Annotated in this window: 20 protein-coding genes; 13 read left to right on the forward strand and 7 right to left on the reverse strand. The window is 65.5% G+C overall.

Features of this window, described 5'->3' with window-relative positions; genetic code table 11:
• Positions 1-149: 149 nt before the first annotated feature.
• The 11 genes from ABE485_RS06760 (at position 150) to ABE485_RS06810 (ending at position 11,311) form a co-directional block, all read left to right on the forward strand.
• Entirely contained in the window at positions 150-2,378 is a 2,229-nt protein-coding gene (locus ABE485_RS06760; RefSeq protein WP_346514418.1) for an NADP-dependent isocitrate dehydrogenase, read from the forward strand.
• 333 nt (positions 2,379-2,711) lie between these two features.
• Positions 2,712-3,446 (forward strand): succinate dehydrogenase/fumarate reductase iron-sulfur subunit, encoded by a 735-nt coding sequence (locus ABE485_RS06765; protein WP_346514419.1) that lies wholly within the window; start codon positions 2,712-2,714, stop codon positions 3,444-3,446.
• 1 nt (position 3,447) lies between these two features.
• A complete protein-coding gene (locus ABE485_RS06770; protein ID WP_346514420.1) occupies positions 3,448-3,783 on the forward strand; it encodes a succinate dehydrogenase in 336 nt (111 codons plus the stop codon).
• Entirely contained in the window at positions 3,780-4,124 is a 345-nt protein-coding gene (locus ABE485_RS06775) for a succinate dehydrogenase (protein ID WP_346514421.1), read from the forward strand. Before ABE485_RS06770 ends, ABE485_RS06775 begins: the two co-directional genes overlap by 4 nt.
• 1 nt (position 4,125) lies before the next feature.
• The gene (locus ABE485_RS06780) at positions 4,126-5,865 is read left to right on the forward strand and encodes an L-aspartate oxidase (RefSeq protein ID WP_346514423.1); all 1,740 of its coding nucleotides are present in this window, start codon (positions 4,126-4,128) and stop codon (positions 5,863-5,865) included.
• Between the two features lie 13 nt (positions 5,866-5,878).
• On the forward strand, positions 5,879-6,814 hold the full coding sequence (locus ABE485_RS06785) for a fumarate hydratase (RefSeq protein ID WP_346514424.1): 936 nt from the start codon (positions 5,879-5,881) through the stop codon (positions 6,812-6,814).
• The gene (locus ABE485_RS06790) at positions 6,808-7,488 is read left to right on the forward strand and encodes a fumarate hydratase C-terminal domain-containing protein (protein ID WP_346514425.1); all 681 of its coding nucleotides are present in this window, start codon (positions 6,808-6,810) and stop codon (positions 7,486-7,488) included. Before ABE485_RS06785 ends, ABE485_RS06790 begins: the two co-directional genes overlap by 7 nt.
• A 50-nt stretch (positions 7,489-7,538) precedes the next feature.
• On the forward strand, positions 7,539-8,372 hold the full coding sequence (locus ABE485_RS06795) for an amidohydrolase family protein (RefSeq protein WP_346514426.1): 834 nt from the start codon (positions 7,539-7,541) through the stop codon (positions 8,370-8,372).
• Positions 8,373-8,424: 52 nt separating this feature from the next.
• Complete coding sequence (locus tag ABE485_RS06800; RefSeq protein WP_346514428.1) at positions 8,425-9,309, forward strand: LysR substrate-binding domain-containing protein; 885 nt, start codon at positions 8,425-8,427, stop codon at positions 9,307-9,309.
• A 183-nt stretch (positions 9,310-9,492) separates the two neighbouring features.
• Positions 9,493-10,494, forward strand: a complete 1,002-nt coding sequence (locus tag ABE485_RS06805; RefSeq protein WP_430795401.1) for a Bug family tripartite tricarboxylate transporter substrate binding protein — start codon at positions 9,493-9,495, stop codon at positions 10,492-10,494.
• A gap of 64 nt (positions 10,495-10,558) precedes the next feature.
• The gene (locus ABE485_RS06810) at positions 10,559-11,311 is read left to right on the forward strand and encodes a sulfite exporter TauE/SafE family protein (protein WP_346514431.1); all 753 of its coding nucleotides are present in this window, start codon (positions 10,559-10,561) and stop codon (positions 11,309-11,311) included.
• A gap of 95 nt (positions 11,312-11,406) precedes the next feature.
• On the opposite strand, the gene ABE485_RS06815 is transcribed toward ABE485_RS06810, so the two are convergent.
• Both ABE485_RS06815 and ABE485_RS06820 read right to left on the reverse strand, forming a co-directional pair.
• A complete protein-coding gene (locus tag ABE485_RS06815; RefSeq protein ID WP_346514433.1) occupies positions 11,407-12,678 on the reverse strand; it encodes a thiamine pyrophosphate-dependent enzyme in 1,272 nt (423 codons plus the stop codon).
• Positions 12,675-13,037: a thiamine pyrophosphate-binding protein gene (locus ABE485_RS06820; protein WP_346514435.1), complete on the reverse strand. Its 363-nt coding sequence runs from the start codon at positions 13,035-13,037 to the stop codon at positions 12,675-12,677. The genes ABE485_RS06815 and ABE485_RS06820 overlap by 4 nt, the downstream gene beginning before the upstream one ends.
• A 266-nt stretch (positions 13,038-13,303) precedes the next feature.
• On the opposite strand from ABE485_RS06820, the gene ABE485_RS06825 reads away from it, so the two are divergent.
• Both ABE485_RS06825 and ABE485_RS06830 read left to right on the forward strand, forming a co-directional pair.
• The gene (locus tag ABE485_RS06825; protein ID WP_346514437.1) at positions 13,304-13,684 is read left to right on the forward strand and encodes a type II toxin-antitoxin system RelE/ParE family toxin; all 381 of its coding nucleotides are present in this window, start codon (positions 13,304-13,306) and stop codon (positions 13,682-13,684) included.
• Positions 13,668-13,970: a helix-turn-helix domain-containing protein gene (locus ABE485_RS06830; RefSeq protein ID WP_346514439.1), complete on the forward strand. Its 303-nt coding sequence runs from the start codon at positions 13,668-13,670 to the stop codon at positions 13,968-13,970. Before ABE485_RS06825 ends, ABE485_RS06830 begins: the two co-directional genes overlap by 17 nt.
• 4 nt (positions 13,971-13,974) lie before the next feature.
• On the opposite strand, the gene ABE485_RS06835 is transcribed toward ABE485_RS06830, so the two are convergent.
• The 5 genes from ABE485_RS06835 to ABE485_RS06855 form a co-directional block, all read right to left on the reverse strand.
• Complete coding sequence (locus ABE485_RS06835; RefSeq protein WP_346514440.1) at positions 13,975-14,793, reverse strand: ABC transporter permease; 819 nt, start codon at positions 14,791-14,793, stop codon at positions 13,975-13,977.
• Positions 14,784-15,407, reverse strand: a complete 624-nt coding sequence (locus tag ABE485_RS06840) for an ABC transporter ATP-binding protein (RefSeq protein WP_346514442.1) — start codon at positions 15,405-15,407, stop codon at positions 14,784-14,786. The genes ABE485_RS06835 and ABE485_RS06840 overlap by 10 nt, the downstream gene beginning before the upstream one ends.
• Positions 15,408-15,470: 63 nt before the next feature.
• The gene (locus ABE485_RS06845; RefSeq protein WP_346514732.1) at positions 15,471-16,223 is read right to left on the reverse strand and encodes an amino acid ABC transporter ATP-binding protein; all 753 of its coding nucleotides are present in this window, start codon (positions 16,221-16,223) and stop codon (positions 15,471-15,473) included.
• A gap of 31 nt (positions 16,224-16,254) precedes the next feature.
• A complete protein-coding gene (locus ABE485_RS06850; RefSeq protein WP_346514444.1) occupies positions 16,255-16,908 on the reverse strand; it encodes an amino acid ABC transporter permease in 654 nt (217 codons plus the stop codon).
• A gap of 128 nt (positions 16,909-17,036) precedes the next feature.
• Complete coding sequence (locus ABE485_RS06855) at positions 17,037-17,828, reverse strand: amino acid ABC transporter substrate-binding protein (RefSeq protein ID WP_346514446.1); 792 nt, start codon at positions 17,826-17,828, stop codon at positions 17,037-17,039.
• Positions 17,829-17,873: the final 45 nt, after the last annotated feature.

A 17,873-nucleotide genomic window follows, 5' to 3' on the forward strand; every position in this document is an offset into this window, starting at 1 on the left:
AATAGGGCGGGCGGCGGTCATGTTGGGGGGACGCTCGGCCTGTCGCGTCCGCCCATACGAACCCACTCTCGACAACATCTACCGGCGTACGCCGCTTAGCATGTTCGGGTTTGCGCGATGAGCGCCTGAGCCGAACAGATTCAAGGATCATGTCTCTTACTCCGAAGATTATCTATACCCTCACCGACGAAGCTCCGGCGCTTGCAACCCGTTCGCTGCTGCCCATCGTCCAGGCATTCGCCAAACCCGCAGGCATCACGGTCGAGACCCGCGACATTTCGCTGGCAGGCCGCATCATCGCCCTGTTCCCCGACTACCTCGAAGACAGCCAGAAGCTGTCCGACGCCCTGGCTGAGCTGGGCGCCCTGGCGGTCAAGCCCGAAGCCAACATCATCAAGCTGCCCAACATCAGCGCCTCGATGCCCCAGTTGAAGGCGGCCATCAAGGAACTGCAGGAACAGGGCTACAAGCTGCCGGACTACCCGGACGCCCCCGCCAACGACACCGAGCGCGACGTCAAGGCCCGCTACGACAAGGTCAAGGGCAGCGCCGTGAACCCGGTCCTGCGCGAAGGCAACTCCGACCGCCGCGCCCCGCTGTCGGTCAAGAACTACGCCCGCAAGCACCCCCACAAGATGGGCGCCTGGACCTCTGACTCCAAGTCGCACGTCGCCCACATGAGCGAAGGCGACTTCTACGGCACCGAGAAGTCCGCTCTCATCGCCGCGGCCGGCGACGTCAAGATCGAACTGACCGCCGCCGACGGCAGCAAGACCGTCCTGAAGGAAAAGACCCCCGTCAAGGCCGGCGAAATCATCGACGCCGCCGTGCTGTCGACCGCCAAGCTGAAGTCCTTCCTGCAGGCGCAGATCGACGACGCGCGCGCCACCGGCGTGCTGTTCTCGGTCCACCTGAAGGCCACGATGATGAAGGTCTCCGACCCCGTCATCTTCGGCCACGTCGTGTCCGTGTTCTACAAGGACGTGCTGGCCAAGCACGCCGACGTCCTCAAGCAGGCCGGTTTCGACCCCAACAACGGCATTGGCGACCTGTACGCCAAGATCCAGTCGCTGCCCGCCGACCAGCAGGCCGCCATCACCGCCGACATCGACGCCGCCTACAAGACGCTGCCGCAGCTGGCCATGGTGAACTCCGACAAGGGCATCACCAACCTGCACGTGCCCAGCGACGTCATCGTCGACGCGTCCATGCCCGCCATGATCCGCGACTCCGGCAAGATGTGGAACGCCGAAGGCAAGCTGCAGGACACCAAGGCCGTCATTCCGGACCGCAGCTACGCCGGCGTCTACCAGGCCGTCATCGACGACTGCAAGCGCAATGGCGCCTTCAACCCGGTCACGATGGGCAGCGTGCCCAACGTCGGCCTGATGGCCCAGGCCGCCGAGGAATACGGCTCGCACAACAAGACCTTCGTCATCCCCGCCGCCGGCACCGTGCGCGTCACCGACGCCGCTGGCGCCGTGCTGCTGGAGCAGGCCGTGGAAGCCGGCGACCTCTGGCGCATGTGCCAGACCAAGGACGCCGCGATCCAGGACTGGGTCAAGCTGGCCGTCTCGCGCGCCCGCGCCACCAAGACGCCCGCCGTCTTCTGGCTGGACGAAAAGCGCGCCCACGACGCCCAGGTCATCGCCAAGGTCAAGCAGTACCTGAAGGACCACGACACCAGCGGCCTGGACCTGCGCATCCTCGACCCCGTCGAAGCCACCAAGTTCTCGGTCAAGCGCATCCGCGAAGGCCTGGACACCATCTCGGTCACCGGCAACGTGCTGCGCGACTACCTGACCGACCTGTTCCCCATCATGGAACTGGGCACCAGCGCCAAGATGCTGTCGATCGTGCCGCTGGTCGCCGGCGGCGGCCTGTTCGAAACGGGCGCCGGCGGTTCGGCGCCCAAGCACGTGCAGCAGTTCCTGGAAGAAGGCTTCCTGCGCTGGGATTCGCTGGGTGAATTCATGGCGCTGGCCGAGTCCCTGGACCACCTGGGCCGCACGTACAAGAACCCGACCGCCCAGATCCTGGCCAAGACGCTGGACCTGGCCACCGCCAAGTTCCTGGACGAAAACAAGTCGCCCGAGCGCAAGGTCGGCGGCTTGGACAACCGCGGCAGCCACTTCTACCTGGCCATGTACTGGGCCCAGGCCCTGGCCGCCCAGACCGAAGACCGCGCGCTGGCAGCCCAGTTCGCGGCCCCGGCGGGCGCGTTCTCGGAAGGCGAAGGTAAGATCCTGGACGAACTCAAGGCCGCCCAGGGCAAGCCCGTCGACATCGGCGGCTACTACCAGCCCAACGAAGCCAAGGCCAGCCAGGCCATGCGCCCCAGCGCCACGCTGAACAAGGTGCTGGCCTCGATCGGCTAAGCGCACATCTCGCTGGCCGGCACAACCGGCCTAGCCACAAGCCGGCAGTCCCCATGGGACTGCCGGTTTTTTTTGTTCGTCGCCTCGGCGTCCGCGCACAGCCAAAATCCCGTCCATCCACTGCGGCGCCCTGCGGCAACAAGCCTTTTGACGCGCCGCATCATCGCAAATCCTTGAACCTACCGCGGCGCAGTAGTCCCCTGCCCGCCCGGCCGTTCCTCTGGGCCGCGCCGAATTATCTTCAAAACATATCAACCAAAACTATATTGCTTCAGGGATTCGCGAGATCCAAACTTCTGTCCATGGGCGCAGCATGCCAACCAAGGACAGGAAATGGATGCGAAGAATTCCACGAATCAAAGACAGCTTACGGTCCGCATCGCGCGGGGAACCGAGGACGGAAGCTTCTCCACCTACTCGGTGCCCTGGCGCGAAAACCAGACGGTGCTGGACGTGGTCACCGAAGTCCAGCGCACGCAAGAGCCCACGCTCTCGTACCGCTACGCCTGCCGCGTCGGCGTGTGCGGATCCTGTGCGATGACGGTCAACGGCAAACCGCGCTGGACGTGCCGCACCCACGTCAGCCGCGTCGAAGAAGATGGCGTGATCGTGATCGAGCCCTTGCGCAATATGCCGCGGATCAAGGACCTTGTGGTCGACATGCGCGAATTCTTCCAGAAGTGGGCACGCGCCGGAAACACTTTTGTCGGGACCGCCACACGCAATGATCCGCCGGCACGGGTGTCGCCCCAAAGCAAGAAACGCAAACTCGCGGATGCGGCCATCGAATGCATCAACTGCGGCGTGTGCTACGCAGCCTGTGACGTGGTGTCCTGGGACAAGGACTACCTGGGCCCTGCCGCGCTGAACCGGGCATGGACGCTCTACAACGACGAACGCCATGCCGACCCCAAGGACGTGCTGCACAAGTCCACGTCAGGCAGCGGCTGCAACTCCTGTCACTCGCAGGGCAGCTGCATGAAGCACTGCCCGGTCAGCCTGAGCCCCACTGGCAGCATCGCCGGATTGAAGCGCAGTGCCATCTTCAGCCTGCTCAAGGGAGGCTGACATGGAGGCACGCCTGTTTGCCCTCCAGCGCCTGACGGCAATGGTGATGGCCCCCTTCGTCTTCGTGCATGTCGGACTGGTCATCTATGCCGTCCGCGGCGGCCTGACCGCCGGCGAGATCCTTTCCCGCACACAGGGGAACTGGCTCTGGATCGCCTTCTACGGCCTGTTCGTAATCAGCGTGTCCATCCACGTTCCGATCGGCGTGCGCAACATCCTGATCGAGTGGGTGCGCGTCGGCCGACCGGCGGCGTCCGCCATCGGACTGGCCTTCGGCGCCGCGCTGCTCATCCTGGGCATGCGCGCCGTCGCCGCGGTGGGAGGACTGGCGCCATGAAGTCCGCGCGCAACCACCAGGCCTATTGGGCCTTCCTGGGGCATCGCTTATCCGGCCTTGCGCTGGCCCTTTTCCTGCCCGCCCACTTCTATGTGCTGGCAATGGCGCTGGACCAGGCCAGGCTCGACGCATTCCTGAAGCTTGCCGAAATGCCGGCGATGAAATTTGGCGAATGGGGTCTGGTTCTGCTCCTGACGCTGCACATGTTCTTCGGGCTGCGCCTTCTCGCGCTCGAACTCCTGCCCTGGAATACGCCGCGCGACGCGCGCGTCGCCTGGATCGGCTGGGGCTTTGCGATCTCGATGGCCACCGGCCTGGCATTCCTCGCGGGAGTGATCTGACATGCAAATCGACAACCACAAGACGGACATCCTCGTGATCGGAACCGGAGGCGCCGGCCTGTTCGCGGCGCTGCACGCCAAGAAGGCGAACCCCTCTTTGCGGGTGACGGTGACCGTGAAAGGCCTGCTCGGCAAGTGCGGCTGTACGCGCATGGTGCAAGGCGGCTACAACGTCGCGCTTGCCGCCGGCGATTCGGTCGAGCGCCACTTCATGGATACGATCGAGGGCGGAAAATGGCTGCCGCGCCAGGATCTGGCGTGGCGGCTGGTCGAAGGCGCGGTGGAGCGGGTGCGAGAGCTGGAAAACGAAATCGGCTGCTTTTTCGACCGCAATCCCGACGGATCGCTGCATTCCAAGGCGTTTGCCGGCCAGAGCTTCGATCGCACGGTGCACAAGGCGGATCTGACGGGCATCGAGATCATCAATCGGCTGATGGAGCAGGTCCGCGCGCTGGATGTCGACGAACTCGAGGAACACCGCGCCATCGAGCTCATTCCCGCCGCCGACGGTTCGGGCATCTCCGGCGTCCTGTTCGTCGATATGCGGACGGGCGCGTATCGGTTCATCCAGGCCAAGGCCGTGCTCCTGGCCACCGGAGCCGGTCCGACGATGTACCGGTACCACACGCCCTCGGGCGACAAGACCTGCGACGGCCTGGCCATGGCGTTGCGCTACGGGCTGGCGCTGCGAGACATGGAGATGGTCCAGTTCCACCCGACCGGCCTCCTGGGCGGGCCGGATACGCGGATGACGGGCACGGTCCTGGAAGAAGGACTGCGGGGCGCCGGCGGTTATCTGCTCAACGGCGACGGCGAACGCTTCATGGCCAATTACGACAAGCGCGGCGAACGGGCCACGCGCGACGTCGTCAGCCGGGGCATCTATGCCGAAATGCGCGCCGGGCGCACGGGACCGATGGGCGGAGTCTATATCCAGATGAGCCACCTTGGGCCGGAGAAGGTGGCCAAGACGTTTCCCGGCATGGTCAATCGATGCAAAGACTGTGGATTCGACCTGGCCGGCGGCAAGGTCGAGGTGGTTCCGACTGCCCATTACCTTATGGGCGGCCTGGAGTTCAACGTGGATGGCTCGACCGCATCGCCAGGCCTTTATGCCGCCGGAGAAGACTGCGGCGGCGTGCATGGCGCGAACCGCCTGGGCGGCAACGGCGTGGCCAATTCCACGGTGTTCGGCGGCATCGCGGGAGACTCGATGGCCGCCCATGTCGCCAAAGCCGGCCAATGGCGCGACCCGGACCAGCGCGTCATTGCGCGTGGCGTCGAACGCGCCGAGTTCCCATTTTCCAGGCCGCCCGGACGCATCCATGAACTGCGCGATGCGCTTTCACAGACGATGTGGAACGACGTCGGCGTGTTGCGCACCCGGGGCGCCATGGAACATGGACTTGACGACGTAGCCAGGCATCGCGAGGCCCTTCGGGGCATCGGCCTGGCGGACGGCGACCGGCGCTACAACCTCACGTGGCATGACTGGCTCAACCTCGAAAGCCTGATCGACATCTCGAAGGTCATCACCGTGTCGGCGCTTGCGCGCGAAAACAGCCGCGGCGCGCATTTCCGCGAAGACTTTCCCGAGCCGGGCGACCTGCAAACCAGCCGCTACACGCGCGCGAGCGCGCAGGACGGCGAGGTGCGCCTGGAGATGGTTCCGGTTTCCTTTGACATCGTAAAGCCCGGCGAATCGCTCATCGAAGGCGAAGCGGGCATCCCCCAGAGCTGAGGCACACACCACCATGAGAATCCCCGTTCAGAAAGTTGAAGAGGCAGCGCTGGAAATCATGCGACGCGCGGCAATCGAGATCCCCGCCGACTACAAGCAAGGCATCCAGGCCTTGCAGAAGAAGGAGACCGGAAAGCTCCCGCGATTTGTCATTCACGCCATGGTGGACAACTGGGAGGCTGCCGACCAGGACCGGCGTCCCATGTGCGCCGATACCGGCCTGCCCCGGTATTACGTCAAGGTCGGCAACAACGCCTCCGTGGACGCTGGCTTTGTCGCGGTGGAGCGCGCGCTGCGCCACGCCACCGCCGAGGGCACGGTCACCATTCCGTTGCGCCCGAATCGCGTACACCCGCTCTGGCGCACCGACCACAACAACAATGTGGGCATCAATGCGCCGGAGATCGAATGGTCGTTCGAACCGGATGCGGACTGGATGGAAATCACCACGGTCCACAAGGGCGGGCTGTTCGGCACGGACTACCGGATGCTCTTCCCGGGCGACGGCATCGACGGCATCAAGCGCTTTGTGCTGGACACCCTGATCGCATTTGGCAAGCGCGGGCTGGCGTGCCAGCCGGCCATCGTCGGCATCGGCCTTGGCGGCTCGAAGGACACGTGCATGCAGCTTGGCAAGCAGGCCGCCTGTCTGCGGACGGTGGGCGACCGGAATCCCGATCCCAAGGTGGCGGAGCTGGAGCTCGAGCTGATGCAGCTGGGCAACGCCATCGGCATGGGCGCCATGGGCTTCGTCGGCTCGGGCATGGTGGTCGACTGCCACATCGAGTGCGGCTACACGCATACGGGCGGCATGCCCATCAGCCTGCACACATTCTGCCTGTCTTCGCGCCGCGCAACGGCGCGGATTCATGCCAACGGGGAGATCCAGTACCGCACGGATCCCCAGTGGTTCACGCCCTACATGCGCCGGGAGACGGTCGAATGGTAAACAACGACGACGACATCAAGGTCTTTCACCTGGACTTGCCGGCCAGGAAGGAAGACATCGCCAGGCTCGAACTCGGTTCGGCCGTCTATCTCAATGGCTTGGTGTACACGGCGCGGGAAGGCGTCTACAAGAAGGTGCTGGACGAGGGCCTGCCGCTGCCGCTGGACCTGCGATCCCTCAGCAATGTCAACTTCCATTGTTCGCCGGCTGCCGCGCCGGACGGCCACGGCGGCTTCAACGTAGGCGCCGTCACCGCCACCGCGTCATTCCGGTTCTCGAAATGGATCCCTCGATGGCTGGATGAGACGGGGTGCCGAATCCTGATCGGCAAGGGCGGCATGCCCGCGGACGACTACAAAAAAGTGCTTGCGCCCGGCGGCGCGATCTATCTGACGACGGTCGGCTACGGCACGGGCGCCCTGCTGGGGCGCGGCATAAAGCAGGTGCGCGAGGTGCATTGGCTGGATGAGTTGGGCATCGCGCAGGCGATGTGGCTGTTCGACGTAGAGAACTTCGGGCCTTTCATCGTCGAGAGCGACCTCGAAGGCAACTCGCTCTTCGCGCAACATGCGGAAGTCATCAATGCGGGCATCGAGAAGCTCTACGCCGGGTTGAAACCTCCTGCGCTGCACCGCTATGGCGAAACAGACGACCGCAAGGACGAAGTGATGTAGGGGCGGCGACGCGCCGCGCCCCGCAACCCATACCATTTTGAGAGACTGCAATGATCATCGACTTCCGGCTTCGGCCGCCCGTGGGCGGCTTCCTGAACACCCTGATGTACTCGGCGGGAGAGCGGCGCGACGGCTTCACCCGGACCGTGGGATTCGAGCCGTCCGCGGCGGCGCGGCAGCAGTCGATGGACCTGCTGCTGGAAGAAATGGACGCCGCGAGAATCGATCGTGGCGTGGTCGTCGGGCGGCTGGCGGGGGTGCTGGGAAGCGTGTCCAACGACGAGGTGCGCGGCATTGTGGCCGGCCACCCGAATCGGTTCATCGGCGCCGCCTCGATCGATCCCACCGACCGGCGCAGGGCTTGCCGGACCATCAGCCAAGCCGTCGAAGCGGGATTCCGCCTCATCAACATCGAACCCGGCTCGTATCCGGTTCCGATGTACGCCGATGACCGGCGCCTTTACCCGATCTACGGCCATTGCGAGGACATCGGCGTGCCGGTGATCATGATGGTGGGCGGCACGGCGGGTCCCGACCTGAGCTATTCGGACCCGGTCCGGACCGACCGGGTACTGGCGGACTTTCCCGACCTTAATGTCGTTGTCGCGCACGGCGGCTGGCCATGGGTCAACGAAATCCTGCACCTGGGCTTCCGGCGACCGAATCTGTGGCTGTCGCCCGACATGTACTTTTCGCGCATGCCCGGCTGGGAAGAATACGTGAAGGCCGCCGACGGCTTTCTCTCGGACCGGATGCTCTACGCCAGCTCATTCCCATTCTGCCCCGTGCAAGGGTACAAAGAGTGGTTCGAGCGCTTGCCGATCAGGGAAGAAAACCTGAAAAAGGTCATGGGCGGAAATGCCCGGCGGCTGCTTGGGCTCTAGCGGCCCGCAACGCGCGTTTCGAAACGCCAACCTCTACCAGGACATATCTTGCATGGACATCCGGACACTCTACACGCTGATCGCGATTGCGGACCATGGCAGCTTTGCCGAGGCCGGCAACACCATCGGCCTGTCGCTGTCGGCCGTGAGCATGCAGGTCCGCGCACTCGAGGATGAGCTCGGCATCACGATCTTCGACCGCAGCCGGCGCCCGCCGCTCCTGACCGACACCGGCCTTGCGCTGGTGCACCGTGCGCGCGACCTGATCTCGCATTGGGAAAGCATGAGCGCCTCCCTCAAGAAAGGGACGTCCGCGGGACTGCTCAAGCTGGGCAGCGTCCATACCTGTGTGTCCGGCGTGTTGCCGCTTGCCTTGCGCCACCTGCAGAAGCAGGGGCATGGACTGGAGGTTCACGTCACGACGGGATTGACGCACGACCTGGAGCGGGCCATTTACCATCGCCAGCTGGACGTGGCCATCGTGACGGAACCCGATGCGCCGCGGTCCGGCCTGGACTTCCTGCCGTTCGTCGAGGAAGAGCTGGTCGTCATCGCCCACCGGTCGGTAAAAGGCGCCAGCGATCAGGAGATCCTGGAGCAGACCCCCTACGTCCGCTTCAACCGCTCCGCCCGCGTGGGGCACCTGGTGCAGGAAGAAATGGTGCGCAGGCGCATCACCGTGCGCTCGACCATGGAAATCGACAACCTCGAAGGCGTCATCGCCATGGTGGCCAATGGACTTGGCGCATCCGTGGTGCCGGCCCGGCGCGGCGGCAACGAGTTTCCGCCCGGCATCCGCGTCATCCCATTCGGCTCGCCGACCATCACCCGCCGCCTGGGCATCCTGGCGCCGAAGGAAAACCCCAGGTCCCATCTGTCGCAGTTGTTGCTTGATGCCTTGAAGTCAGTCTGCGCCGGCCAGCACGACATCGCGTAGCAGGCCGGCATCACCCCGTAGTCCGCAGCCCAGCAGTCCTGTAGTCCAGTAGTCCGCACAGACCCAACGCAACGTTCCGAGAAATCGAGCCGATCGGCCCGAGGGGCAGTTGCTGCCTGGCGATCTGCCCGCCGGCCGCAAACCGGCAGGCAGCGCCATCCGCGAACTGAAGGAGACAAAGCCTTGAAAGACGCAAAACAACCTGTCAATGCACGCCGCCGTATCGTCAAAGCCATGGGGTACGGACTGGCGCTTTCCCCCTTTCTGGCGAGGTCCGCGCGCGCGGACTGGCCATCCGACCGAGTCATCCGTATGGTCGTGCCGTTTTCGGCGGGCGGCGCGACGGATCTGCTGGGCCGCGCACTCGCCTCCGAACTGGGCAAGGGCCTGAAGCAAAGCGTCATCGTCGAAAACCGCGCGGGCGCCGGCGGCAGCGTGGGGGCGCAGGCCGTCGCCAGTTCGCCCGCGGACGGCTATACGCTGCTGCTCGCCTCGGGCAGCATGTTCACCGTCAATCAGTTCATCTACAGCAAGCTGCCCTACTCGCTCGACGACTTCACCCTCATCGGCAAAGTCGCGAACGGGCCGATGGTGATCACCGTCAACGCCAGCCTGCCCGTGACCAACACGCGGGAACTCATCGCATACGCCAAGGCCAGGCCAGGGAAACTCAGTTTCTCGTCCGCCGGCGTCGGCAGCCAGACCCATATGGCCGGCGAGGCGTTCACCGATGCCGCGGGGATCGAACTCATGCACGTCCCGTACAAGGGCGAGGGACCCGCCTACACGGACCTCATGGCGGGTGTCATCGAGGTTGCCGTCGGCAACATCAACGCGATCGCGCCGCTGCTCAAGGGGGGCCGGCTGCGCGCGCTTTCCGTCACAGGCAAGGAACGCGCGGCCTTGCTGCCCGACGTGCCGACGACCGCCGAGGACGGCGTGCCAGGCTTCGAGTTCACCGGCTGGTTCGCGTTGCTGGCGCCGGCGGGGACGCCGCAATCCTCGATCGACCGACTCCTGGCGGACGCCACGCGGGCCGTTGAGCAACCGAGCCTGAAGCGCTACCTCGAGGACCAGGGCATGACTGCCACCATCGTGCCGCCCGCGGCGCTCAGGGAGGAAATCGCCAGGGAGTCCGCCAAGTGGAAGGCGTTGGTGCAGAAGAAGAACATCACCACCAGCTGAGCCCGCTCCCAGGCTCTGGGGATCCGCAAGCCCTTTTTCGCCGACCAAGGTTACCCTCTCCCGCATGATGCCCGCCGAATCGCTCGCCATTGTCGCCCCCGTCGTTTTTGTCGCCTACACGGTCTTCGGAATGACGGGATTCGGCGCGGCCATGGTCGCCGTGCCCGTCCTGGTCCAGTTCATTCCGCTGCAGTTCGCCGTGCCGCTCGTCGTCCTGTTTGACCTGGCCTGCACCGCGCTGGTGGGCGGACGAAACTGGCGGCGCGTCTCGCTGGCCGAACTCAGGCGGCTGTTCCCCTGGATGATGCTGGGGATCGCGCTGGGCGTTACGCTGCTGCACGACGCGGGCGCGCGGTGGCCATTGATGCTGCTGGGCGGATTCGTGCTGGTGGTCTGCCTGCGGGGCCTGCGGGGCTCGGCCGGCAACGCCGGGGCGCCGCTGACGGGTTATTGGGCATTGCCATACGGCGTCTTCGGCGGCGTTTTCAGCGCGCTGTTCGGTACCGGGGGCCCCATCTACACCATCTACCTTTCCCGCCGGCTCGACGCGCTGGACCAGTTCCGGGCGACCATCTCGGTCGTGATCCTGCTGAGCGCCGTCGTGCGGACAGCCGCCTTCGCCGCCGCCGGCCTGTATGCGCAACCGGAGATCCTGACGGCCGCCGCCCTGCTGCTGCCCGTCTCCCTTGCCGGCCTGTACGCGGGCTCCCGCCTCCGGACACGCGTTTCTCCCGACTTGCTGAAGCGGGCCATCTTCGTGCTGCTTGCGATTGCCGGCGCGGGCGCCATCTACCGCGGGTGGATGTCGCCCGCCTGAGCCAGACAGCTCAATGCCGTCATGGCTGATCTTGGGATGTCTCCAGTCGTGCTACGGGACGAAACCGGACAGCGGCGGCGCTCGAGGCCTCGAGTTCAATGCCCGGTCGTGGACCGCAATGATGCGCTGAAAACCGGGGCGGCCTCGCCGGCCAGGGAAACATTGATGCAGGCGGGCAGCCCGCTGCCGGCCGCCTGGGTCAGCGCAGTGGCAAGACCCGGGGCGTCGTGCGCCGCGAACCCCGCCCCGCCCAACGCCGAGGCGACGTCGTGATAGCGCGCCGTCGGTGACAGTTCGCAACCGATCAGCCGCTGTGGACCGTAGGTGCGCACCTGGATCAGGTGTACCGCGTTCCAGCGCAGATCGTTGCCGATCACGGCGATGACCGCCGCATTTTCACGCACGGCGGTGTCGAGCTCCATCATGTGAAAGCCGGCGGTGCCGTCGCCCATGAGGACGACCACCGTCGCGTCGGGCCGTGCGATCTTTGCAGCGATTGCGTAGCAGACCCCGGCGCCAATCGCCCCGGACATGCCGTTGATGATGCGTACCGGCGCCCGGCAGAAAGCCTGCGCCCACTGGCCGAATTCACCGCCATCGCAGACCAGGACAGGATCGGGCGCGGACGCCAGGAAGGCCTGTACCGTCTCGCAAAGCGCGCGAGGGTCCATTGCACCGTCGGCGGACGAGGACGGCCCCTTGGCGGAGCGGTTCTTCAGGGCGTCATCCACCTGCGCGCGCCACGACAGGCGTTCCGACGTCGGCTGCGCGGCCCGTATCTGTGCAAGCGCCGCAAATGGGTCTGCCTGGAACGCGAGGATAAGCCGTTCGCCCAGGAGACGTCTCGCGCGCTCGAGCATGGGGCCATCCGGGTCGATGACCACAACCCGCGCATCCTTTCCAAGCGCGCCCGCGCCGCCGAATCCCAGCGTGAAGTCCAGCCGCTTGCCCGCCAGCACGATCAGATCCGCCTGCGGCATGAGTTCGGCCAACGCCCCCAGCGAAGGATCCTTCATGCCGCGCGGGCTTTCCATTGGAATGATGCGCAGCCCCAGCGCCGCCTCGGCCGCAGTCCGGGCCGCAAGCCTGTGCGGCCGCGCGGCGGTCGGCCCCGCCAGCACGAGCGGGCGCCGCGCCGAATTCAACCATTCACCGAGTTTTTCCAGGTCGCCCGCCTGGAGCGGGAGCGCCAGCCGATCCGGCGACATTTCGGGCAGGTCCGCCCTGCCCGTTTCGGCCGTCAGCAAGTCGAAGGGAAGCGCCAGGTGAACCGGACCGCGGCGCGGCGACATCGCCTGCGTGACCGCGTCTTCGAGGGCGGGATAGAGTTCCCCGATGGAGCGCGGCCGGACGGACAGCTTGGTCAACGGGGTGGTGATGGCGATCTGGTCCAGCTCTTGAAACGCGCCCGCGCCGTCTTCAGAGACAGCGGAATCACCCGAGATGACCAGGACTGGGCTTTCGCCTGCGAAGCCGAATACAGCGGCGCGAGGCCGTTGGCGATGCCCGGCGCCGCCGTGAGCATTGCAACCCCGAGCTCTCCTGTGATCTGGGACCACGCATCCGCCATGAAGACCGCGGCCGCTTCATGCCGCACGTGGATGATCCGGATGCCGGCATCGAAGCACGCATCGTAAAGCGGCATGATCTGGTTGCCGGACAGGCTGAAAAGGGTCTTGACGCCCAGCCGGTGCAGCGAACGGATAATCAACTCGGAACCCAGCACGTTTGTCTCCGTTATGGTCGCGCTTGGCTGCGCCGCGACTTTGATTGACCTGCCCTGTGCGATGCAGTTTATCGAGTATCGGCGGCCTTCGAATGGGGCACCGGCGAGCCTCGCCCCGATATGAGCGCCGGCCACACCCGGAATCAGACCAAGGAACATACCCGCGTCCCAACATCGGCGGTACTGCCGACGGTACGCTAGATCCCAGGTTGTCGATAGCAGACACAACTATACCCGTTTCGGGTACACTTTTGGGAACCCCTGACATGGTCGTGCTAAAGCGCAAGGATTTCGCCCGATGGCAGGTTGGAGAAAGACTCTCCGATGCCGCGCTATGCAAAGCCATCCGGCAAATGGAATGCGGACTTATCGACGCAGACCTGGGCGGCTTTCTGTACAAGCTGCGAGTTGCTCGTCCGGGCAGCGGCAAACGCGGCGGATACCGGACGCTGTTATCGGCGCGTATTGGAAGCGGCTATGTGTTTTTGCACGGCTTCCCGAAGAGCGACAAGGCGAACGTCACTTCCGACGAAATAAAAGCCCTGCAATTCGCCGGCAAGGTCTTTCTGGGCTTGACAGCGCATGCCCTGTCGAAGGCTTTGCAGGCCGGCGTATTACTGGAGGTGCTCTGTGAGCAAGATCATTGAATCATTGCGCGGCGACCTCGCTGCGCTTCACAAAGCTGGATCTATCGACAAGATCACGATGCGCGAGTTCGATGCCATCTGTCCGCCCCCCGTGCGCAAATTCAGCCCCACCGACATCAAGCGGCTACGCGAAGGATTGCGATTCAGCCAGCCGGTCTTCGCCCTGCATTTGCACACCACGCCATCCACCGTAAGGAAATGGGAACAAGGCGACACCCACCCCACCGGACCGGCCCTCAAGCTGCTGAACATTCTTGCGGACAAGGGCCTGCAGGCCCTTCTCTGACGCCTCATGTCGGACGCTTGGCCGTCGCCCCTGATTTCAGCCTGTCCAGCCGCAGCCTCCCGCGCTCATCGGTCAGCCGGCGCATGGCGCCATAGGCCGCGCCCATCGCCGCCATGCCGCTGGCCCCGCACAGCAGGAACATCAGCAGGATCTGATACTTGGCGGCGTCCACCGGATCCATGCCGGCGATGATCTGGCCGGTCATGATGCCGGGCAAGGTGATGATGCCCGCGGCCGACATCTGGTTGATGCTGGGCACGATGCCGCGCCGCACGGATTCGCGCAGCAGGGACGAAAACGCCTGGTGCACGGGCGCGCCCAGCGCCAGCCGGGCCTCGATGCCCGATCTTTCCCGGCGTACGCCCGACAGCATGTTGTCCAGCGCCAGGCTGGCGGCGTTCAGCACGCTGCCCAGCACGATGCCGACCAGCGCAATCGTGTAGCGCGGGTCGTACCAGGGATCCGGCCGCAGCGCCGTATTCAGGATGAAGAGCGCCGTGATCAGCGTGGTGGACGCCACCGCCAGCGTGCCGACCCAGCCGTTGCCGTGCCCGGCCAGTCGCGCCTTGGGACGCGCCGCCACCTCGCGCGCGGCCAGCGCCATCATGACCGCCACCACCAGGGCCGTCAGCCATGGCGCGGCATGGGCGAAGACGATGCGCAGGATCTGCCCCACCAGCAGCAGCTGCACCACCGTGCGCACCGCCGCCCACAGCACCTGGCGCTGCAGATTCAGGCGCAGCGCAAACGAGATGCCGGCGCTTAGCAGCACCAGCAGCGAGGCGATCACCAGATCCAGCGCCTGCAGCCTGATTACGTCCATAGCGGCTCCAGGTGGCCTTGCGTCATCCGCCAGCGCCGGCGCGCCAGGCGCGCGGCCTGCTCCGGGCTGTGCGTGACCAGGAGAATGCCGGCCCCGCCGGCCAGGAAGCGCGACAGTTCGGCTTCGACCAGCGCCGTGGCGGCCTGGTCCAGCGCGGCGGTGGGTTCGTCCAGCAGCAGCACGCGCGGGCGTTGCAGCAGCGCCCGCACCAGCCCCATCCGCTGGCGCTCGCCCGTGGACAGCTCATGCACCAGCGCGTCAAGCTTGGCCTCGGGCAGCCCCAGCCGGTTCATGATGGCGAGCGCCGCGGCGCGGTCCCCGTAGTGCGCGGACACGTGATCATCCCACCAGCCGGCTTCGGCCTGGCAATACACCACCAAACGGCGCCACTCGAAGCCGCGCATGGCTGAACGGCGCCGGCCGTCGAGTTCGGCCTCGCCGTGTCCGGGGTCCAGGTCGGCGATCTGGCGCAGCAGCAACGACTTGCCCGTCCCCGATGCGCCGACCACGGCCGCGCACTCCCCAGCCGCCAGGTCCAGGCTTACGGGCGCCAGGCGCTCGCTGTACAGGCCACGCAGCCTGAGCAGCGGCGAAGCGTCAGAAGTGGTTTGCATGGATACGCATCATATAGAAAAGCCCGCGGCTAGGCGGGCTTTGGCGGGCAGAGGCGGCGCGGCTCAGAGCATGTGCGCCAGGAACTCCCGGCTTCGCGCATGCCGCGGCGCGGCGAAGAATTCGGCCGACGGCGCTTCCTCGACGATGCGGCCGTCGTCCATGAAGATGACCCGGTGCGCCACTTCGCGCGCAAAACCCATTTCGTGGGTGACGACCAGCATGGTCATGCGTTCGTCGGCCAGCTGCTTCATGGTGCGCAGGACTTCGCCGGTCAGCTCGGGATCGAGCGCGGAGGTCGGTTCGTCGAACAGCATGATGTCCGGCTCCATGGCCAGCGCGCGGGCGATGGCCACGCGCTGCTTCTGGCCACCTGACAGGCGGGTCGGATAGTTGTCCCGCTTGTTCAGCAGGCCGACCTTGCGCAGCAACTCTTCCGCCTTCGGCACGATCTCGGCCCGCGTCATGCCCTTGACGGTGATGGGGGCCTCGATGATGTTCTGCAGCACGGTCATGTGCGGGAACAGGTTGAACGACTGGAACACCATGCCCATCTTGCGGCAGATGCGGCGCACGTCGGCGTCGCTGGCGTACTGGCTGCGCCCGCCGGCAACGGCGGCGGCCATGGTTTCGCCCTCGATCCGGATGCTGCCTTCGTCGATGGTTTCCAGGTGGTTCAGGCAGCGCAGGAACGTGCTCTTGCCCGAGCCCGACGGTCCGATCACGGCAACCACTTCGCCCTGTCCCAGGGTCAGCGACACGTCGTCCAGCACGCGGTTGTTGCCGAAGGACTTGATGATGTTGCGGGCTTCGATCATGACGGGACGGTCGACCTGCCCGGCCGCGGGATTACTGGTCATATTTGGCATAGCGCTTTTCCATGTGCTGGAAGAACCACGTCAGGAGCAGCGTCATCAACAGATAGAAGGCGGCGGCGACGAGGAACGGCGTGGTCGTGAAGTCGCGCTGCACGATGCCGCGCGCCGTGCGCAGAATGTCGTTGAGCGCCAGCACGTAGATGAGCGAGGTGTCCTTGACCAGCGTGATGGTCTCGTTGCTCATGGGCGGCAGGACGCGCTGCACCATCTGCGGCAGCACGATGCGGCGCAGCGTCTGCAGGTAGGTCATGCCCAGGACCTTGCTGCCTTCGTATTGGCCGCGGTCCACCGACTGGATGCCTGCCCGGAAGATCTCGGCGAAATACGCCGCGTAGTTCAGGGCGAACGCCACCACGGCGGCCGGGAAGTCGGGCAGCCGGATGCCGACCACGGGCACGAACGGCAGCGCGAAGTAGATGAACAGCATCTGCAGCATGAGCGGCGTGCCGCGCATCAGCCAGATATAGCCATTGACCAGCCGGCTCAGCAGCGGCCACTTGGAGATGCGCGCCAGGGCTAGCACCAGCCCCAGCGGCACCGCCAGCGCCAGCGTGATGAAGAACAGCGTCAAGGTGACTTGCGCGCCTTGAGCCAAGGGTCCCAGAAGGGAGAGTACGTAGTCCATGCAGTGGGTTCGCGCCGCGCGGGCAAGAGGGAATCATGGGCAAGCCCGCCTGGCCTTGCGGCGCCGCGGCGGGCTGCGGACTGCAACGGGCGGGCGCCCCGGCCGGCGGGCCGCGGGCGCCTGGCCGCTTACTTGATGATGTTGGCGCCGAACCACTGGGTGGCGATGCGGCCGGCGGTGCCGTCCTGCTTCATCGAATCCAGCGTCTTGTCCAGCTTGCCCAGGAGTTCGGTGTCGTCCTTGCGCACGCCGACGCCGTAGTCTTCCGTGCCGAAGTTCTCGTCCAGCACGCGGTATTCGCCCGGGCGCTTGCTGATCAGGTAGCGGCCCACCACTTCGTCGACCACGATGGCGTCAAGGCGGCCGGCGGCCAGGTCCATCAGGGCGGTGACGTTGTCGCCGAACTTCTTCACTTCCTTGATCTGGGCGGCAACCGGGTCCTTGGCGATGGCGTCGGTGGCGCTGCTGCCGTCCTGCGCGCCGACGACCTTGCCGGCCAGGTCGTTCTTGGCCTTCACGGGCGAGTTGACGCCCACGATGATGATCTGGTGGTTGGCCATGTAGGGCGCGGTGAAGCTGATGTTCTTCTTGCGCTCTTCGGTGATGGTCAGGCCGTTCCACAGCACGTCGACGCGCTTGCCGTTCAGTTCGGCTTCCTTGGCGCTCCAGTCGATCGGCTTGAATTCCACTTCCAGGCCCAGGCGCTTGCTGGCTTCCTTGGCCATGTCGATGTCAAAGCCGACGATCTGGTTGCTGGCGTCGCGGAAACCCATGGGCGGGAAATTGTCGTCCAGGCCGACCACGACCTTCTTGGCGGCGGCCGGCGCCTGGGCGCCCGCGGCGGGCGCGTTGTCGCCGGGACCGCAAGCGGTGAGCATCGTGGTTGCGGACACAAGAAGAACAGCAGTCAGTTTTTTCATCGTTGTGGGTGCGCCGGGCGCAGAATGAAGAATGCCGGAAAGGCT

It is taken from the genome of Achromobacter spanius, from assembly GCF_039673305.1.
GTDB classification, from domain to species: domain Bacteria; phylum Pseudomonadota; class Gammaproteobacteria; order Burkholderiales; family Burkholderiaceae_B; genus Achromobacter; species Achromobacter spanius_F.